Origin of the sequence: Clostridium pasteurianum BC1 (assembly GCF_000389635.1) — a bacterium.
Lineage (GTDB): Bacteria > Bacillota > Clostridia > Clostridiales > Clostridiaceae > Clostridium_I > Clostridium_I pasteurianum_A.
Window position 1 is genome coordinate 3,908,412 of sequence record NC_021182.1, and the last position, 20,800, is coordinate 3,929,211.

General features: G+C 30.8%; 14 protein-coding genes. All 14 read right to left on the reverse strand.

The genetic code is table 11. The annotated features are described in order from the left end of the window. Positions 1–162: 162 nt before the first annotated feature. Positions 163–321, reverse strand: coding sequence for a hypothetical protein (locus tag CLOPA_RS25335; protein ID WP_155241941.1), 159 nt, complete (start codon positions 319–321; stop codon positions 163–165). Between the two features lie 42 nt (positions 322–363). After that, on the reverse strand, positions 364–2,901 hold the full coding sequence (locus CLOPA_RS18325; RefSeq protein ID WP_015616920.1) for a bifunctional metallophosphatase/5'-nucleotidase: 2,538 nt from the start codon (positions 2,899–2,901) through the stop codon (positions 364–366). A gap of 498 nt (positions 2,902–3,399) precedes the next feature. Continuing rightward, positions 3,400–5,787, reverse strand: coding sequence for a glycoside hydrolase family 31 protein (locus CLOPA_RS18330; RefSeq protein ID WP_015616921.1), 2,388 nt, complete (start codon positions 5,785–5,787; stop codon positions 3,400–3,402). Positions 5,788–6,074: 287 nt separating this feature from the next. Next, complete coding sequence (locus CLOPA_RS18335; protein WP_015616922.1) at positions 6,075–6,929, reverse strand: carbohydrate ABC transporter permease; 855 nt, start codon at positions 6,927–6,929, stop codon at positions 6,075–6,077. Further along, on the reverse strand, positions 6,929–7,825 hold the full coding sequence (locus CLOPA_RS18340) for a carbohydrate ABC transporter permease (protein WP_015616923.1): 897 nt from the start codon (positions 7,823–7,825) through the stop codon (positions 6,929–6,931). The genes CLOPA_RS18335 and CLOPA_RS18340 overlap by 1 nt, the downstream gene beginning before the upstream one ends. A 95-nt stretch (positions 7,826–7,920) precedes the next feature. Next, positions 7,921–9,405: an ABC transporter substrate-binding protein gene (locus CLOPA_RS18345; RefSeq protein ID WP_015616924.1), complete on the reverse strand. Its 1,485-nt coding sequence runs from the start codon at positions 9,403–9,405 to the stop codon at positions 7,921–7,923. A 397-nt stretch (positions 9,406–9,802) separates the two neighbouring features. Further along, positions 9,803–10,801, reverse strand: coding sequence for a LacI family DNA-binding transcriptional regulator (locus CLOPA_RS18350; protein WP_015616925.1), 999 nt, complete (start codon positions 10,799–10,801; stop codon positions 9,803–9,805). A gap of 347 nt (positions 10,802–11,148) precedes the next feature. Then, complete coding sequence (locus CLOPA_RS18355) at positions 11,149–12,828, reverse strand: glycoside hydrolase family 13 protein (RefSeq protein WP_015616926.1); 1,680 nt, start codon at positions 12,826–12,828, stop codon at positions 11,149–11,151. 168 nt (positions 12,829–12,996) lie between these two features. Continuing rightward, positions 12,997–14,253 carry an MFS transporter gene (locus CLOPA_RS18360; protein WP_015616927.1) on the reverse strand — a complete coding sequence of 419 codons (1,257 nt, stop codon included), beginning with the start codon at positions 14,251–14,253 and terminating at the stop codon, positions 12,997–12,999. Positions 14,254–14,462: 209 nt separating this feature from the next. Next, complete coding sequence (gene gtfA, locus CLOPA_RS18365) at positions 14,463–15,917, reverse strand: sucrose phosphorylase (protein WP_015616928.1); 1,455 nt, start codon at positions 15,915–15,917, stop codon at positions 14,463–14,465. Positions 15,918–16,381: 464 nt separating this feature from the next. Continuing rightward, a complete protein-coding gene (locus CLOPA_RS18370; RefSeq protein WP_015616929.1) occupies positions 16,382–17,332 on the reverse strand; it encodes an ROK family protein in 951 nt (316 codons plus the stop codon). 199 nt (positions 17,333–17,531) lie between these two features. Next, entirely contained in the window at positions 17,532–19,211 is a 1,680-nt protein-coding gene (locus CLOPA_RS18375) for a glycoside hydrolase family 13 protein (protein WP_015616930.1), read from the reverse strand. A 37-nt stretch (positions 19,212–19,248) separates the two neighbouring features. Next, positions 19,249–19,662 carry a PTS sugar transporter subunit IIA gene (locus tag CLOPA_RS18380; RefSeq protein WP_015616931.1) on the reverse strand — a complete coding sequence of 138 codons (414 nt, stop codon included), beginning with the start codon at positions 19,660–19,662 and terminating at the stop codon, positions 19,249–19,251. 21 nt (positions 19,663–19,683) lie between these two features. Further along, a complete protein-coding gene (locus CLOPA_RS18385) occupies positions 19,684–20,724 on the reverse strand; it encodes a hypothetical protein (RefSeq protein ID WP_015616932.1) in 1,041 nt (346 codons plus the stop codon). Positions 20,725–20,800: the final 76 nt, after the last annotated feature.

Genomic DNA, 20,800 nt, shown 5'->3' on the forward strand with positions numbered 1-20,800 from the left:
TACTTTTCACTAATATTTTAACCTTTTACTGCATGGGCTGTTAAACCTGATATTATTTTTACTTGATTCTAATATTAATTGTTATACTCTGAAAAACAATGTATCCGATGACTAGCCGCTGTAACACTCCACCGCACTCTGTGAAAGGGATTCACACAAAATCTAAGATTTTGGTTCTCTGCTTGCACACAGCGAAAGCGACCAAATACAAAATAAATTTTGTTTTGTCTGCTTTTCCAAAGGTGGAGATAACATCGGCACGTCCCTGGATAATTCATCTAAACTCAGTGGGAATACAAACTCCCACTGAGTAAGATTCATTGATAAGGGGAATTGCAGTTTTTGCAATTCCCCTTATCATTATTAATTTTCAGCTTTTCTCTTATAGCTTAATACTCCAAGACCTGATAACATAAGTAATGAACCAAAGCCTACAAGGCCTGTTGTATCTAGTGGAGATCCAGTCTTTGGAAGTACTGCTATCTTTGGTGCTGTGGAAGCTTTATTAGCAGTAACTGACTCTGTATCAGCTGCATCCTTTGAAACTTCCTGATTATTTTCCGATGTTGAAAGCTTTACTAGTGTATTTTCTGCTGATGTTAGAGTATTATAATTAATAACCAAAGCTTTCTGAGCCGGAGTTAATGCGTCATAAGCTGTTCTTGCTGCTGCTACTGCATCTTTATCTGAAGCCGTTACAGTTAAAGGGATAGCATTAATTTTTGCAGTTACTACATCTGCTGCTGTTTTGTCCTTCATAATTTCTGTAAGATCTGCAATAGTAGCTTCTGCGCTGGTTAGTTTACTATAATTAGTTACTAAAGATTTCTGAGCTAAGGTTAACCTATCATATGATGCTCTTGCACTGGCTACAGCATCTTTATTTGAGAGAGTTATATTGGAAGGTAATGCAGCAATCATGTCACTTGTTTCCTTTGGAATTGCAGGATCTATTGTAACTAGAGAGGCAATTACCTTTTCAGCTGTATTTGATCCTATAATATCATTTATATAAGAATCAACTGCTAAATTATTATACAAAATGCTTACATTATGTGGACCAGAAGGCACATTTGCTATTGTTAGTATTCCATTAGCGTCAGTAGTAGTATGTACAGGGTTACCATTGTCCATAGCATAGGTTACTGCTGTATTTGAAAGTAAATCTGCTCCATTTTTCACTGTAATTGCTGCTGTATATGGCTTGTAAATGAAATTAGAAGAAATTTTTATTCTGCCTTGATATGCGGGATATGAAAAGGTACCACCATTTTGTAATGTAAGCTTTGTTATATATTGTGAAGTTATAACATCCAGAGCATTTCCCTCACCTATATTTTTAAGTCCTCCAAGCATTGTGTAGCCATCACCGCCACCTACTTCGTAGTCATTTGAAGCTAAAACAATCTTAGTATTAGTATCATTCTTATCAAGCACTTGTCTATCAGAACCATCTGCATTTAGTAAAACAATTTTACTTATTCTGTTTGAAGCCGCATTTTGAGGATTGTATTCAAATCTCATTCCTGAAATTTGAGGGAATCTCCCATCAGCACCAGTTACAATTCCCGTTGAAGTATCGGGTACTGATACTTTAGAAACACCATTTTCAAGAGTTTGATATAATAAAGAAGGGGTTACTTCTTTAAGGGAAAGTATATTACCAAAGGGAAGTACAGTTGTAATCTGCCCTTGATTTATATCACCTACCGGAATAGAATCACGTACACCACCGCCATTTTCCAATGCAACAATAGGCAGTGAAGCAAATTCTGTACCTTTTACTTGTGATTTAGCACCATCGGCCATAGCATCTGCTACTAAATCCCCTAAATTTGTCTCTCCAAGTCTTGCAACAGACTGACCATTAACAGTTCCAGCCCAAAAGGATGTATTTGTACGTCCAACTATTTGTGCGAATATTGGTGCTTGTGAAGCATTTATCTGTGTTGCCAAATCTTTTACACTGCTGTCTGGAGTATAATTAGTTGTGGCAGAAGCCGCAGATATTAAACTTTCTGTAGCTGAAACCTTACCATCATTTGTAACAGAGATGTCAAGCCTTCCAAGGTTTGCATTATAACATCCAGTTTGTGCAATAAGTGCATTGTTTACTAATTTGTTTTCAATAGTGTGGCTGTGACCATCTATTATTACATTTATGCCATCAACAGCTTTAGCGATATCTTCACTGGTTGGATCACTTGATGGATCATTACCAATATGCATTATTCCTACAATTACTTTAACACCCTCTGATTTAAGTTTACTTACTTCAGATTTTGAAGTTGCTATTGGATCTTCAAAGGTTATTCCAGAAAGATTAGATGGATTTGTCTTATATTCAGTTTCCTGTGTGGTAATACCAAAGAATCCTACTTTTATACCATTAACAGTTTTAATAAAATCTTCTCCGTTATTACCATTTACTCCAGCAAGAAAAGGTTGTCCGTTTTGCATAGTATTTGCAGAAACAACAGGAAAAGACGCAAGTTTTGCATTAGCAAGTGCTTGATCTTTACCATAATCGAATTCATGGTTTCCAAGAACCATACCATCATAGCCTGCTGCATTCATAAGTTTAATTATATCAGCACCTTTACTTATTGTTGCAAAAGGTACTCCCTGTGTTGCGTCACCTGCATCAATAAGAAGAGAATTAGGTACACTCTTTTTTATTGCAGCAGTATAATCTGAACCTATTTGAGTAAGTACTGGTGGCTTTGCCGTGTTAAAAGCATCTAATAAATGTCCATGCATATCATTAGTATGAAATATTGTTATTTGGGTGGAAGTTTGACTTACGTCCGCTAAAGCATAAGATTGAATACTCAAAACACTTAATATCATTGCTAATACCATTGTAAGCATTAAGTGTTTTTTAAAAAATTTTGTTTTCATTTTTTATTTATCCCCCTTACTTTGTATACTATTATTAATACTTTAGTAATATATTAGCTTTTTATAGCTTAAAAAAATAATAGATTTTACTATAATTAACCAATATGTCATCTTGCTTCCATTTTACTATATTCAAATATTTTCTTAAGTTAAATTCAGGTAACATTTGTAAACAAAATATAACCTTAACAATTTATCCGATGACTATCCACTCTAATACTCCCATCGCACTCTGTGAAAGCGATTCACAGAAAATCGAAGATTTTTGTTCTCTGCTTTTCTTCAAGTGGGAGTAAAGAGTGACTACGTCCCTGGATAACGAGTTCTAAGTATCGAAAATACCGATAATTTAGACAGTCATTTAATTACACATAATAGTTTTTATATTAATAAAAGGTTATAAATGGGATAATTATTCCATTTATAACCTTGAAGTATTTTGTATAACTATAATTTATCTATTAAATTTAGCTTATACTATTTCAAAAAAATATATACTTATTTAATATAAATTTCTGTTTCACTCTCCACTAAAAACTCTATGGCTCCTTCAACTATTTTAAATTCAATTGCCTTCCCATCTGCCAAAATCTCTGCAGGCTTAATATTATTTATTTTAAACTTAAAGCTATGATAGCTATCTCTATAGGCTCTATAAGTCTTGTTTATTCTAATTGCTATGCCTTTTAAATCATCACTGCCTTTTATTAAAAACTCATATAGATTGTAAACTCCCTTTCTATATTCAAAGCTTTCTCCATCGTCCTGATAATGTACATACTTAATTTCTGTATCATCAGCTGCTGGATATATATCTAAAGTAAGTTCTTCTATTTTCTTTTCTCCTATATAATTCTGTACTGGATAATTGGGTATAATTGTTCCCTGCTTTATATATACAGGACATAAATCTAAAGGGGCTTCCTTAACAATATATTTTCCACCTTGAAAAACTTCCTTTGTCCAATAATCCACCCAATTGCTTCCCTTTGGTAAATATACCATTCTGGCAGTCTTTCCCTGCTCTATAACTGGAGCTACAAGAATATTTTCACCACACAGGAATTCATCATTTATTTCATAAGTATTTTCATCTTCTTGATAGTGAAGCATTAAGGGTCTAATTAGAGGTAGTCCGCTGCTTTTTTGCTTCCATAGAGTATCATAAAGATAAGGAATCAACTTATATCTAAGTTTAATATATTTTCTATTAATATCTTCTGTTTGCTTATCAAAAGCCCAAGGTTCCTGATCTCTGGTCATAATAGAGGAATGATTTCTAAATAATGGAGTAAAGCATCCAACCTGTACCCATCTTGATAGAAGCTCTGCAGTACAATCAAAGCCAAATCCACCTACATCCGTACCACAAAAAGTTATTCCACTTAGTCCCAGATTCATAAGCATTGGAAGAGACATACGCAAATGCTCCCAAAGACTTTGATTATCTCCAGTCCATACTGTAGAATATTTTTGTGTTCCTGCGTAGCATGCCCTGGTTATTACAAAAGGTCTTTTATTAGTATATTTCTTAATTCCCTCATAGGTTGCCTTTGACATATAATGGCCGAAAACATTGTGCATTTCTCTATGGTCTGTAATAATTCCATCATTATTAAACACCACATCATCAGGAAGGGGTCCATTAAAGCTTGCAGGCTCATTCATATCATTCCATATACCAGAAACTCCATAATCCATCATGATCTTTTGATTTTCTGCCCACCAATTTCTCACTTTTTCATTTGGAAAATCAGGATAAAGAGCATCTCCTGGCCATACTTTATTTACATAGGGAATATTATCTTTATCTGCAGCAAAATACCCATTTTTAATGCCTTTATCATAAATCTCATAGCCCTTATCTTTTTTAACACCAGGGTCTATAATTGTTACAACTTTAAATCCATTCTGCTTTAATTCAGATAACATTTCCTTAGGATTTGGAAATTTGTTCTTATCCCATGTAAATACTCTATATCCATCCATATAATCAATATCTAAATATAGTGCATCACAAGGAATATCTCTGTTTCTAAACTCCTTTGCAATTTCCATAAGCCTTTGTTCCGGTACATAAGCCCATCTGCACTGCTGATATCCAAGTGTCCAAAGCTGAGGCAGTGGTGTTCTTCCCGTCAAATCAGTATATCTATTTACTACTTCTTTCATGGACGGACCATATATAAAATAATAATCTAAATTTCCATCTACAGCTCCAAAATAGTAATAATCGCTATTTTCTTTTCCAATATCAAAATGTGACTCAAAAGTATTGTCAAAAAAAATACCGAAAGCCTGTTTTTCTTTTAGCCCAATAAAGAAAGGTATAGATTTATATAATGCTTCAAAGCTTTCCACATGTGGTTTAGGATCATCTGTATTCCACATTTTATAATGATATCCCTTTTTATTTAAATGTCCTGTTTTTTCACCAAAGCCATAAAAATACATATCCTCTTCCATCTTTTTCAGTACTTGTACCCTTAATTTATTATCGCCATCTTTAAGTTCATGGCCTTCTTCTGCTGCTACAGCCCATCCGCCATCAACACCTCTTCTTACAAAAGGTTTTCTGTCTCCTCTATAATCTTCACAAAGTATATTCCAGCTATCATCATAAATATCCACCTTAAAATCATCAAATATGTTTACGTTTAACTTATCTGTAGCAATAATTATTTTATCTTCTTTACTATCTACTGAGAAACTGCATTTCTGAACTTTTAGATCTTCTACTGCTTTAGATAATCTCTGTTCCCTCTTTAGTGGAGAAAAGAAATTTATTATAGAAGCTGAAATTATCTCCACAATAACATTTTGTTCTTCAAACCCAATATGAATCTTATTGTCTACTTGTTCAAATCCTATTATTTTACCAAACATTTTCTCACCCCAATTTAGCAGATATATGCTATTAATCAATGAATTTTACTTAGTTATAGTTTATATTTATATCAAACTTATATTTATAATTTTATACTATTAATATTTTAATTACTACCTAGGAATTGCTCACTTATTCTCAAATATTGCTGTTTTAATTTTTTATTTTATATATGAGATTGAATTTATTTCATATAATAAAAGGGCGTAAATAGAACAATTGTCCCATTTATACCCTTTTAACTTTTCGAAGTATTAAATATTCACAGATAAAATTATTAATTTTTTTAACCCTTTTCTGCCCCATTTGTAGCCCCAGCCATAATATATTTTTGTAAGAACAAAAACAGAATAACTATTGGTATAATAACAATCAATACTGACGGGAAAACCAATTCCCATGGATTGCCGTATTGTCCTGCAAGATTTTTAGCATAATATAATGATAAAGTTAATGTCTTTTCCTCTGAATTTCCAAGTACTAAAAATGGTAGCAAGTAATCATTCCATATCCACACGGTATTTAATATGATTACAGTTATAGTTGTTGGCCTTACCAAAGGGAATATAATTTTAAAAAACACCTGAAATATATTAGCTCCATCAATTATTGCCGCTTCCTCTAAAGATACAGGTACACTTTTTAAAAAGCCATGATAGAGAAACACAGAGAGACTTAATCCAAAACCACCATACATTATAATTAAGCCGCCTATATTTTTCAAATGTAAGGCATCCATAAAACTAATCAATGGATACATCAAGGATTGAAAAGGTATTAACATTGCTGCTGTAAAAATTAAAAATAAAATATTACTTAATTTGGATTTACTTCTAACCATTATCCAAGCAGTAAATGATGATACAATTACTATTAAAGCTACTGATAATACTGTAATTAATATTGTATAACCCAAACTACGCAGCAAATGAATTTGTTCAAATGCATTTTTCATATAAGTTAAATCCCAGCTTTTAGGTAATGAAAGAGGTGAATTTACAATTTGAGACTGCCCTTTAAATGAATTAATAAGTAAAAATAGCAATGGGAAAAGTGTGTATGCAGCTCCTAAAATTAAAACTATATAAATCATATAATTTTTAATTTTTCTTTTACCTTCCATTGTTTTTATAGATTTCATCAAGCTTCAACCTCCTTCTTTTTCATTACAGATACTTGTATTAAAGCAACTACTGCAATTAATATGAAAAATATAACAGCCTGTGCCTGAGCAAAACCATAATTTGGTGGATTAGTATCCTTAGTAGTCTGTAGAATCTGCAATGCCAACATTCTTGTACCAAAGTCGCCATTTGTTAATGCTAAATTTTGATCCAATAGTCTAAAGCAATTTGAGAGAGTTAGAAAAAATACAATTGTGAAAGAAGGCATAAGCATTGGTATTGTAATATTTCTGAACTTTTGAGATGGACTTGCTCCATCAATACTTGCAGCCTCATATAAATCTTTAGATATATTATTTAATCCATTTACGTAAATCATCATCATATATCCAGCCATTTGCCATGTAACCATTATTACTAATGCAAACATTGCCTTTGTAGGATCTTGCGTCATATTAGTTAAAAATGGTATATGGATAATACTATTTCCACCAAAGAAAACCTTTGAGTAAACAATCTGAAATATAAACTGCCAAATAAATCCTAATGCCAATCCGCCTAACAAATTTGGCATATAAAAAATAGCTCTGAATATACTTGCACCTTTTTCTATTTTAACTAGCAGCATAGAAAGAAGTAGTGAAACTACATTGACAACAATTACTGCAATAACAGTAAATTTAATTGTATATAAAAATGCTGACCTAAATTTATCTAATTGAAATATTTTTACATAATTATCAATTCCAACTAAAGCCTGCCACCAGTGTTCACCACCAACAAAATATGTTCCACGCCAACTGGTAAAAGAATATATAACGCCTATAACAAAAGGTATTAAAATAACAATTGCAAATAATATAATAGCTGGTAGTGAAAATATTTTAAACCACTTCTTATATAATTGTTCCATTTATATTCCCCTTTCAAAATAATAATTTATTTTAATATTACAGAATAGAAATATAATATTCCTATTCTGTTTTTAAGTTCTATTGTCATAAGATTTTAATTAGATTTTAATTCCTTCCACTTCTGTATAGAATAATCTGCTACTTTTGCATAATCTGCTTCAGTCCAGTTTTGCTTTGTGAAATATTGTTCCTGTAGTATTTTCCCATAAGCCTCCTGCCCCCATGAATTTGGTGCTCCATTAAATGGATTAGACAATATATTTCCTGCTCGTTTATAAGTAATTAAATCGTTACTCAATGGATTTTCTAATTTAGTATCACTTGTAGCATTAAAGGGTACAAAGGCAAATTCATCTGTAATAAATTTCTTACCCGTTTCAGAAGTATTAAGCCATACTAAAAAATCCTCTGCCTTTTTCTGCTCATCCTTGCTTACTTTTTTATTAATTACATAGTAATTTGGAACAAATTCTGGTATTGATTCATTAAATTTTTCAGCAGTTAATCCTTTTACTTTAATATCGTCGTCTGTGAATGGAAGCTTCATTGGAAGCATAGTTAAAGAAGATGTAATATCTGTATTTACTTTTTTAACGTTGTTATATACCCAGTTACCTTGCTTAATAAATAACGCCTTACCATCAGCAAAAGTCTGTACTGCCTGATCATATCCTGTAGTTGTTGAATTAATGAAATCTGCACCTCTTGTTAATGCGCCTTTGGGTCCTGCCAGATAACTTGTTTCAAAATCTAGTGCCTGAACAGATTTTTCTAATGGGATTTTTAATTGCTGAACCTGGCTATCTGTGGCATTTTGTGCTGCGGATAAGCTATTGAATACTGTATTTAATGGATAATTACCAAAGTGATCTCCATAAGTCCATTTTTCTGCTCCTGCTACTGAAAATACACCGTTTAATTTTGAAGTAAGTTCTGTTTTATTTTTTGCCAATTGATAAGTATGTCCACTTAGTACTACAGAACCTGTTTTATTTTCTTTAATATAACCGTTTACAGCAATGACCATATTTTTAAATTCTTCATAAGTAGCTGTTTTAAAATCTGCAATAAATTGTGTTGTATCGGTTAATCCAAACAAATCTGTTATCATTTTTTTGTTAACAATTAATCCATAGCCCTCAACATCATAGGGGATACCATAGTTTTCACCCTCTTTAGTCTGCAATCTCATAGATTCTGGTATGCTATCAGCTAATTTCTTTAATTCTGGAGTTGATGCATCCTTAAGATCCATGGCATATCCACTATCTTTCCATTCCTCTACGCTTCCTGCACCTACAGAAAAAATTGATGGTTTTTCACTTGAATTCATTGCAGATCTCAAAGTGTCTGTTGCCTCTGTTGTCCCCAAGGAAAATACTTTAACCTTAACACCCTTTTCCTTTTCGTATACTTGAGCAAGCTTTTGAAATGCATCAGCATTTTCACTTTTACCATTAAAAATGTAGATATCATAACTATGATTTGATGATTTTGTTGAACTACTACAGCCTACTAGTCCCGCCATTAGTACTGATACAATTATAAATATTACTCCCAGCTTTACCCTTTTTAACATTTTAAACATCCCCTTAAAAAATATTATATGAAACATGTTTCATATATAGTAAAATATATTTGCTATTTAGAAAAATAGCAATTTTTAAGATTTCATAATTAGATTTATTTAACTTAAGGATTTAAATTTATGTATAGGTTTACATAGTGTATTCACATTGCCTATAGAATATAATTTATATTTGTATTTATTGAATAAATCTAGGTACAAGTAATTTTTAACCTACACACGCTTTATTGTATATGTTTACATTTCATAGTAAAACAAAATTTATGGAACATGTTTCATATGATTATACTAATATATTTTATACATATTGTCAATATAAAAAATTAAAATATTAGCTAAATTTTAAAACATATGCCATAATACCAATTATCGCTATAACTTTTACAGATTAAAAACTTGTTTCTCCCTCCCTTAAATACACATCAATTTCAGTGTAAGGTTCAATTATATTGTCTTTTTCTATTAATGATATTATATTCTCTACTGACTTATTAGCTATTAATTGTACTTGCTGCACTACAGTAGTTATATTCAAAATATTGCTGTTAGTAGTGTATGTGCCATCATAAGCTACCACACAAAGATCCTTTGGAATTTGTTTACCAAGCTTTATAGCTGCTTTTAAAAATGCTGCCGCTGGCATATCTGCCGCAAAAATTCCATCTGTGTCTGGTCTTTCTATTAATACTTTTTTTGCCAGATTCAAATAGCCTTCAAAATCAAAGTCGTTCCACTTTATTTCAATGGCCTTTGATTTTATATTATGAACTTTTAACATGTTTTCTAATGCAATGTGACATTGATATGATAATACCTTTGTGGTTTTATCGTCACATATATGAATTACATTCTTGCAGCCACTATCAATAAACTTTTTTGCAGCTAACTCACCTCCTAATTTATGATTAGATGCAACCACTGGAATTTTTGAATTGACAACATAATCTAGCATAACAAGAGGCTTATTAAAATTTTTATATTCCTTTAATTGAAGATTACTGACACCAGATATTACTCCATCTACTATATTAGATTTCAATGTTTCCATATAATCTCTTTCCTTATTAATATCAGCATCTGTACTGCACAACATAAGTTTATATCCTCTATTATATAGCTCTTTCTCTATATAGCTAGCCAATGTAGAAAAAAAAGGATGCACAATATTTGGAATCAACATAGCAATACTTCCCGCTTTTTGACGAAACATGCCACGGGCTAGTTCATTAGGTATATAATTTAACTCTTTGATTACCTTTTCAATTTTCTCTCTGGTTTCTGGGGCTACATATCCGCTATTATTCAAAACTCTAGACACAGTACAAGCTGCTACTTTTGCCTTTTTTGCCACATCTCTTATACTCGCCACATTATCAATTCCTTCCATATAAAAAGTATTTTCTTATTTATTATACTACGATACATATGATATCAAAAACAAAATATAATTTGTAGGTTATTATTAAAAAGAATATTTTTATATATTTTAAATTAAAAGACAAAAACTAAAATTTACAAATAAAAATTTATTTGTAAAAATAATCTATCCCAAGAGGAATATATGCACCAAATTTGAAAATAACCTCATTTGTTTATTAAAAATCAGATTTTAATAATTATGTTTAATATAGACTAAGAAGCTGTGTCACAATGCATATCTATGCATTGTGACACAGCTTCTTTATAATCAACCCAAAATCAACTATTGATTTCTAATACAACTATTTTAAAGTTTTATAAAACACCAAAGACTACAGCTTCATAAGGCCTCAAGTATACTTCATCATTTGATATACTAGTTAAATCATAATTTGAAATTAATACTTTATCTACATTGCAATTTAATTTAACTTTAATATTTTCTCCATAGAAATTAGCTAATACTAAAAGTTTCTTATTTTCATATTCTCTTATATAGGCAAAAATATTTTTATCATCTTCCATGAATTCTATATATTTTCCATATACAATTACATCTGAGTAATCACTATTTCTACGTAAATCAATTAAATTCTTATAATAATTTAAAATTGAATCTTCAGATTCCAGATTATTTTTTACATTTATTTCTTCATAATTATTATTAACCTTAAGCCAAGGCTCTACTTCAGTAAATCCAGAATTTTTACTGTCATCCCACTGCATAGGAGATCTTCCATTATCTCTGCTTCTTCTGTGTACAGCCTCTAAAGCTTCTTCTTTAGATAGGCCATCATTTATAGCACTATTATATTGGTCAATAGATGAAATATCATTATAATCTTCAATGGATTCATATTTAACATTAGTCATTCCTATTTCCTCACCCTGATAGATAAATGGTATCCCTTTTAATAAAAAATAAATTGTAGCCAGCATCTTTGCACTAGCTTGGCCTATATCTGATTCCTTAATAAATTTATTTAAAGACCTAGGTTGATCATGATTTTCCAAAAACAGTGCGCCAAATCCCAAATCATTATATACTTCTTGACTTTTAAAAAGGGCATCTTTAAATTCTTGTAGAGTCCATTTTTTAGGTGTGTACCACTTTCCATCTTCAGCTACATCTAAATCAGAATGTTCAAATTCAAATAATAAATCAAAAAAACCATTAGCCCCGCTGTAGTCTTTTAATTTTTCCCTTGGTATACCAGGCGCTTCTGCTACTGTAACAATATCATATTTAGAAAATGTATTTTTCTTTAATTCAGATAAAAAATCCTCTATTCCCTTTTGATTTAGAGATCCTCCATTAATATTAACTAATTCTTCATTATTTGTAGATTCTAAATTCTTAAAGGTATTGTCCTTTTTTATATAAGTTATAGCATCTACTCTAAAGCCGCCTAAGCCTTTATCCAACCAATAGTTTACCATATCATATAATTTCATTCTCACTTCTTCATTTTCCCAATTCAAATCCGGCTGTTTTTTTGAAAATACATGTAGATAATACTGTTTAGTATTATCATCATATTCCCAGGCGAATCCACCAAATATAGACTTCCAATTGTTAGGCGCGCTGCCATCCGGTTTTGGATCTTTCCATATATAAAAATCTCTTTTTGGATTGCTTTTGCTGCTCCTTGACTCTATAAACCAATTATGCTCATCAGAGGTATGATTTATAACTAAATCCATCATTATTTTAATATTGCGTTTATTGCCTTCTTTTATTAAGTTGCCCATATCTTCCATAGATCCAAATTGCTTATCTATATCATAATAATCCATAATATCATAACCATTATCATCCATAGGACTTTTATATACAGGACTTAGCCAAATTATACCTATACCTAAATCTTTTAAATAATCAAGTTTATCAACAATTCCTTTTATATCACCTATTCCATCATTATTTGAATCATAGAAACTTTTAGGATATACTTGATAGATTACACTTTTATCCCACCATCTTTTCTTTAACATAATTTCCTCCTAAATATTATAAAAATTTAGTAATTTACGAAACTTAATTCTATAATGACTAACATAAAACTTATTTAATAACTCTCTCAACCGTATCATCTATAATTTGATTTTATATTAATAGCATTCTAGCTCTTATTGATATTATCATAATATCAATTATATTAGTTAATTTGCACGGCTTAATTCTTCTAACACAATCTCCGTCTCACCTTTATCCACTGCGACTCTGCCCTTCTTTTTGTTTAATAAAGTAAAAGCTGCAAAAATAGTAAATACAAGAACTAGTCCTCCCATAAATAGATAAGTTTCTCTAAAGCCAACTCTATCATACATTTTGCCAACAATTGGTGACAAAATTGTTGTACCAATTTGAGTAGCAAATTGAAAACCAACCAAATAGAGTACAGAAGATAAGCGAGTATCGAAATTATCTGCTAAATATTTAAATATTGATACCAATAGTGTAGCATATTCAAAAGAATGAACCAATTTAATAAATGAAATACTATAAGGATCACTGACAATTCCTGAACCAACCATACGACAGGTCATTATTATTCCCGCTAAAATTAGTCCTCTCTTAGCTCCTATTTTATTTACAAGAAATGGAGCTAAAAACATCATGCCAGCTTCTAAGAAAACCTGAAGTGAATTCAAATCTCCAAACACTTGGTTTCCCAAAGCTTTTGTTGGAAACAATGAAGCATAATATATTGGGAATTGTTGATCATATACCATATATACGCACACAGCTCCTATCATGTAAATCATAAAAAACCAAAAGTCTTTTAATTTGAAAAGCTGTTTAACATCATTAAAGCTTACTGATTCAGCACGTTTAACTTCTACACTACTTACATCAACTTTCATAAAAACAACGAGAATAAGTAATATCATAGCAGAAACCGTTGCCATCCAGAAGTTTATATTAGGACTAATATTGAATACTCTACCGGATACAAATGCAGCACTTGCTGATCCAATTGAACCCCACATACGTGCACGTCCAAATTCAAAATCATATTTTCTGCCAGCCTTTTCAATATATGACTCAACACTGGCACAACCAGCTATAAAAGTTAATCCTAAATAAAAGCCTCCAACTATAGCACCAATTATGAAGTTCATTTTTAAAAGCGGCCCATATACATAAATGTAGAATGGTCCAGCTAATGCAAGTAATATAGTAATAAAATATAAAACATATTTTTTTAGACCAATACGATCAGAAATGTATCCGTATATAGGTTGAAAGATCATAGCAAAGATAGCGTTTACAGAAAATATAATACCTGTTTGTGCTCCACTTAAATTCATTTTTTCCCCAAGCCAAATAGCAAAGAATGAAAAACAGGATGCATAGGCAAAGAAAAATAAGAGAAAATATAAGCTGAGATTCCAATATATCATTCTTTTTTTCATAAAGATTCCTCTTTTCAAATTATATTATAACTAAAAATTTTTATTGCCCATCCATTATCTTTAAATTTGAGTTAGTACTATATTTCATCAAGTAATCCATAAATTTATTACTATCTATTATATATTAAGAATTCATTAATGAATACTTGCTCGGTGAAAATTAACTATATTCGCTGTAATATAGATGCTTTTAAGATAGGCCTAATGTATTAAACTTCTGCCAATTCTTTAAACTCTTTAGTTTCCACATCAAAATAACCTATTGTAAATTTATGAGTTTTAAGATTAGCTTTTAAAGTAGTCTTAAATTCATCTTTTTCCCAAGTTATTTCTATAACTTCTGCCTCATTTATATCAGATATGAAGTAATCACCATTAAAAGCTGCATAAGAATTTCTAAACTCCATAAGCTTTAGTAATCTCTTCATAACAGGTCTTTTCATATTTTCTTCAACTTCTTCTTTGCTGTAGTAATGACGATTTATGTTTCTTCCAACCTTTGTTTCTTCAAGTAATTTTATATCATTTTCTCCAGCCATAAGTCCTACATAGTACACCTGAGGTATTCCTGGTGCAAAGAACTGAATAGCTCTTGCTAAAGTATAGGCATCGTCATTATTTCCAAGTGCTGAATAATAGGTACAATTAACTTGATATATATCAAGGTTGTTATAGGCAGTTGTATTATAGATTTTCTTTACATTTGCTCCCTTAGTAAATAGTGATTCCCTTGTGATTTCAACTTCTTCATCAGTCAATAAATCCTTTACATCCACTACCCCAATACCATCATGAGTATCTAATGTAGTAAACTGCTTTTTAGGAGACATTTTAAGCCATTTTATAAGATTTTTATTTACACCACTGTATAGAGCATGCAGCATAATCATAGGGAGTGCAAAATCATATATCCAGTGACCCTTTTCTGATATTTTCATTTGAATTGAGTAATGTTCATGTATTTCTGGTAATATATCTACATTTAATGGCTCCAATATTTCTTTTACTTCATCAAGTAATTCCCAAGTATCAGGTTCTATAAAGAAACAATTAGTCCCAACCTTTTTAGTAGCATAGGCAAAAGCATCAAGTCTGATTAATGAAGCATTTCTCTTTGCCATATTAGTAAGGGTATCTTTTATAAATTTTTTTGTAACTTCTGATTTTATATTTAAATCCACTTGCTCACTATCAAAGGTACACCATATTTTTTCACTGGTTCCATCTTCAAAATTAACATCAATGTATGGTGCTCTAGGTTTTCTCTTATATATAAGGTCTACATCTTCCTGAGAAGGTTCACCCTTAGGCCAGAAATCCTTATATCTAATGAAGAAATCTGCGTAAGGTGACTTGTCTTTATTTTCCTGAAAATCTTTAAAGTATTCAGAATTTCTTGATATGTGATTTATCATAAAATCATACATTAAATAAAAATTTTCACTTAATTTCTCAATATCTTGCCAATCGCCAAAGGCCGAGTCAACTTTTTCGTAGTTCATTGGTGCAAATCCTCTATCTGCTGATGATGGGAAAAATGGTAATATATGAACTCCCCCCACTGCATTTTTAAAATAAGTTGTCAAAACGTTTTCTAGTTCCTTTAAATTTTTACCTAAACTATCTGCGTAAGTAATAAGCATAATTTTATTTTTAATTGCCATAATTGTCTGCCCCCTTATATAAAATGAAATTAATTTTTAATCATATATTTTTACCAATCATGAAACATGTTTCATGATCAGTAAAAATATATTGCTATTTTATAAATAGCAAATTTTATAATCTTAATGGTTACTTTACTTATAAATTTAATATTTTAAATTAGTGTGTATATGTTTACATTCAATCACAAAATAAAAGCACACTGTATTATTCTATAAATACTATAATACAATTTTTATAAATTGTCAATATAAAAATATATAATTATATAATCTACAATCTTAATTTGAAACTTTTTCTTTCGTATTTCTAAACTCAGTATAATGTCTCTATATTCACTAATACTCTATCTAAATCATCTCATTGGGCATGTTTTCTTTCAATGCTAACACAGGCTATATCTAGACTTATAGTTTGACTCAATTCCTATTGTATGGAATTCATTAAACACAATAGAAAATATTTATTTACTTTCAATTACAGCAAGTGCCACTGCACCCATTACTCCTGCATCTGTCCCAAGTCCAGCTGGTACAATCTTGCAGGATTCAGCCATAGCTTTAAAGCATCTTGTATTTACCACTTCTTTAACCTTTTCAAATACAATATCTCCACCCTTTGAAACTCCTCCACCAATGACAACCATTTCAGGATCAAATGTAACAATAAGATTTGCTACACATATTCCTAAATAATTAAGACTTTTGTCCAATATTTCCCCGGCAACCTTGTCTCCTTTTTTTGCCTCTAAAAAAACTTCATAGGAGGTTACATCATCATAATTTTTTAAGGAAGTAGGCTCGTCCTTTAGCACTGCTTCTTTTCCTCTTTTACCTATAGCAGTTCCTGATGCAAGTGCTTCTGCACAGCCATAATTTCCACAATTACATCTTGGTCCATTTTTTTCAAGAGTCATATGTCCAATTTCTAGAGCATTACATGTATTTCCTCTATATATTTGTCCATTTAAAATGGCACCCCCGCCAATTCCAGTACTTACTGTAACAAAAATCATGTTCTTTGTACCCTGTCCTGCTCCAAATATAAATTCTCCAATAGCACCAACGTTTGCATCATTATCAAGATAAGTAGGAACAGCAAATTTATCTTTTATTGGAGCTACTAATTTAAAATTCTTAAAAGGCAAATTTGGCGTGGTTATTATTATTCCCTTTTCAGCATCCAGTGGTCCTGGAGAACCTATTCCAATAGCTTTAATATCCTCTGGCACTTTATCTCCATCGTTTAATATTTTTTCAATAACACAAATCACTCTTCCAAGCACAACTTCTTCACCTTCAAAAGCATTAGTAGAAATTGTATGTTGACTTAATACATTTCCATCTACATCTGATAAGGCTCCGCTGATTTTAGTTCCCCCTAAATCAATTCCTATAACATATTCTTTTGACATTGATTATTCACTCCATCTGATTATAAATATTTGTATATTTAATTGAGCAAGTAATTTAGTAAAACATTGATATTACTTGATTTTCTGTTTTAAAAATTTTTAATAATAAATATAAATTTATATTATCAATAATTTTTACTTATAAGTATAGTTCTAAGCATCAGTGGAGCTCTCGTTCCATCTGATGCTTACTGAAAATTTATTTTAATAAATAAACTCTAGCCTCATAAGGCTTTAATTTAATATCAGCATCAATGCCATTATTATTTTCATAATTACCAATTAATAATTCATAAGAATTATATTTAATATTTTCAGGTAATCTAAAAATAGTTTCTCTATTGGTAAAATTACAAATTGTCAATAAAGTTTCATTTTCTCCTTTTCTAAGATATGCAAAAATGTCAGAATCATCTTTTAGTATTAATTCATATCTTCCACTTGTTATAATATCGTAATCTTTCCTTAATTGAATTAGTTTACGATAATAATTGAAAACAGAATTTTCATCATCAATTTGTTTTTGAGCATTGATATCAACATAATTCGGATTAACTTTTATCCATGGTTCTGAATGAGAAAATCCTGCATTTTCTGAATTATCCCACTGCATTGGAGTTCTGGCATTATCTCTACCTTTAGCATGGATTACACTTAAAGCATAAGAAGGATCTTTTCCCTTAAGGTCAACAAGTTCATGATAACGGTTAAGTATTTCAATATCCTTATAATCTTCTATGGAATCAAAGTGAACATTAGTCATTGCAAGTTCTTCACCTTGATAAACATAGGGAGTACCTTGCATCATATGAAGTAAGGTTCCAAGCATTTTTGCTGATTCTATGCGGTATTTACCATCATCACCAAAACGAGAAACCACTCTGGCCTGATCGTGATTATTCCAGTATAAGCTGTTCCAGCCTTCCTCTGCTAATCTTTCCTGCCATTTTGAAAGAACCTTTTTTAAATCAGATAATTTGGGTCTCATAATGTTCCATTTTCTATTTTCATCATAATCCACATGCATATGTTCAAATTGGAAAACCATATTAAGCTCTTCTCTGCTGGCAGCGGAATATTTAATGGCATCCTCAGTAGTAGTATTTGGAGTTTCACCTACAGTAATCAAATTATATTTGGATAAAACTTTTTCATTCATTTCATGTAAAAATTCATGAACTCTTGGACCATTTGAAGCACCTTCATAGTAAGAGGCAAAGGAATTATCTCTAATCTCTGTACCGTCCTTAAATTCCTGTCTTTTAGATATCAGGTTGATTACATCCATTCTAAATCCATCAATACCCTTGTCAAGCCAAAAACGCATGACATCATAGACTTCATTTCTTACTTCTTCATTTTCCCAATTTAAATCTGGCTGTTCTTTGGCAAATAGATGCAAATAGTACTTTCCTACACTGTCTTTATATTCCCAGGTAGATCCTCCAAAGGATGATCCCCAATTGTTAGGTTCCTTACCATTCTTACCATCTTTCCAGATATAATAGTCACGATATTTATTTTTTTCTGCTTTACAGCTCTCTTTAAACCATTTATGCTGATCTGACGTATGGTTAACAACCAGATCCATTATAATACGTATGCCAAGTTCATGTGCCTTACCTAATAATTCTTCAAAATCTTCCATAGTACCATAACGTTTTTGAATTGCTCTGTAATCAGATATGTCATATCCATTATCAACATTTGGAGACTCATATATTGGATTTAACCAGATAACATCAGCTCCTAATCTTTTTATATAAGGCAGCTTTTCAATAATACCTCTTATGTCTCCTACACCATCATTATTACTGTCTTTAAAACTCTGTGGGTAAACTTGATAAACAACACTTTTTTTCCACCAAGGTTCACTCAAAATAAACGCCTCCCTAATATTTTTTTATAGTAAAAATTTATTCATCATCATCACTGACTTCAACTGAATAATCATTGACATATATAACTTGATCTTTTCCCTCTTTAATTAAGTACTTTATCTGGTCAGCAGTCAGTAAATCTTCTTCTGGCTGCAACACAATGGATAAAGCCAGTGGTAAGTTCATTCCAGATATAATATGTGTGTTTGGTCTTTCTTTAAAACTAAAGAATTTCTGATTTACACTTCCGCCTACCATATCAGTGAGAATAACTAATTCATCCTTTTCACTAACATTCTCCATTATCTCCTTTATCTGATCATCAATTGGTTTATTGTCACCATAAGCAGATAGAGGAAATAAATTATCTCTCTCTCCACCTATAAATTTCAGTGTTTTAACCATTCCATCTGCCAGTTTATCATGGGATGCTACAATAATTTTTCTCATAATCTTTCCTCCTGAATCCTTTTATTGCTTAAATAAGAAATAAAATAGCTTTTTAGGAAAATCTATTGATATTTCTTTAAATATTTTATTAAACATACCCAAATCAAAAACAACTAAGTCAGTATAAGATTTTTGTCCATATCCATAGCCAATGATTTGTCCATATTTTCCTTCATTCATTTTATTTATTAATACATTCTGTAAATTTTCTTGTATTTGTTTGATTTCTTCTGCTGAGGAGTCTCCATTTTCATAGAAAATATAAATATAATCAGCGCCAACGGACTTCATAAAATCATAATTATCCTTTTTATTGCTAAAGTACTCATTACATAAATTTATATGTGAAGTGACCCCTCTTACAATATCTCCCCTGTTTTTCTTTTGTTTATTTATCTTAATCTCATTATAGGGTGTAAATATTTCACCGCTGTAATCAGGCATTCCCCATTTTTTTCTTGTTATAGTCTCTGATACATGACTATATAAATCATGCAGAGTAATAAATTTTCTCGTGTTAAAAAAGTCACTGTTTTTATCTCTTTCAATAATAATATTACCCGCATAACAATTCATATATAATTCCCCAAGCGATCTGTAAACCATCATCATGGCAATTGCTTCAGTATCTTCTCTGGACATTTTTAAAAATCTTTCACAAAATATACGTATATTGAATTGATGCTTTTTTTTATCCATATCTAAAGCTGTGATTATTTCATAATCATTTATACTGTCATTTTCAAGTGCCAATAAATTATCTTCCTGATGAGGGAAGTCAACTGGTATATCCCATTTATCCCGAAGCTTCTCTGGCATATTTTCTTTAAAACATTTCTTTAAATAGTTCCTGTTTATATCCCCTAATGCATCCAGTATTAATTGATTTTTATCCTTACTTGTTTCAATAACAAAATAGATATTACCAAATAATTTATTTAATTTTTCCCCAATTAATTTAACATTTTTATTATAAATTTCCTTGTCATAACCACTTATATTTTGCCAATGTTTTTCAAACCATTGCCAGAATCCTATAGTATTATTTAAAAAACTCCCCATGATAAACTCCATTTCTAAAGTTATTTTCCAGCTGACAAACCATATCTCCTAAGATACAGCACGAATACAATAGCAC

Excerpts from the sequence above, each read along its gene's own strand:
- CLOPA_RS25335 (WP_155241941.1), bottom strand. The coding sequence starts at position 321 with ATGAATCTTACTCAGTGGGAGTTTGTATTCCCACTGAGTTTAGATGAA.
- CLOPA_RS18325 (WP_015616920.1), bottom strand. The coding sequence starts at position 2,901 with ATGAAAACAAAATTTTTTAAAAAACACTTAATGCTTACAATGGTATTA.
- CLOPA_RS18330 (WP_015616921.1), bottom strand. The coding sequence starts at position 5,787 with ATGTTTGGTAAAATAATAGGATTTGAACAAGTAGACAATAAGATTCAT.
- CLOPA_RS18335 (WP_015616922.1), bottom strand. The coding sequence starts at position 6,929 with ATGAAATCTATAAAAACAATGGAAGGTAAAAGAAAAATTAAAAATTAT.
- CLOPA_RS18340 (WP_015616923.1), bottom strand. The coding sequence starts at position 7,825 with ATGGAACAATTATATAAGAAGTGGTTTAAAATATTTTCACTACCAGCT.
- CLOPA_RS18345 (WP_015616924.1), bottom strand. The coding sequence starts at position 9,405 with ATGTTAAAAAGGGTAAAGCTGGGAGTAATATTTATAATTGTATCAGTA.
- CLOPA_RS18350 (WP_015616925.1), bottom strand. The coding sequence starts at position 10,801 with ATGGAAGGAATTGATAATGTGGCGAGTATAAGAGATGTGGCAAAAAAG.
- CLOPA_RS18355 (WP_015616926.1), bottom strand. The coding sequence starts at position 12,828 with ATGTTAAAGAAAAGATGGTGGGATAAAAGTGTAATCTATCAAGTATAT.
- CLOPA_RS18360 (WP_015616927.1), bottom strand. The coding sequence starts at position 14,253 with ATGAAAAAAAGAATGATATATTGGAATCTCAGCTTATATTTTCTCTTA.
- gtfA (WP_015616928.1), bottom strand. The coding sequence starts at position 15,917 with ATGGCAATTAAAAATAAAATTATGCTTATTACTTACGCAGATAGTTTA.
- CLOPA_RS18370 (WP_015616929.1), bottom strand. The coding sequence starts at position 17,332 with ATGTCAAAAGAATATGTTATAGGAATTGATTTAGGGGGAACTAAAATC.
- CLOPA_RS18380 (WP_015616931.1), bottom strand. The coding sequence starts at position 19,662 with ATGAGAAAAATTATTGTAGCATCCCATGATAAACTGGCAGATGGAATG.
- CLOPA_RS18385 (WP_015616932.1), bottom strand. The coding sequence starts at position 20,724 with ATGGGGAGTTTTTTAAATAATACTATAGGATTCTGGCAATGGTTTGAA.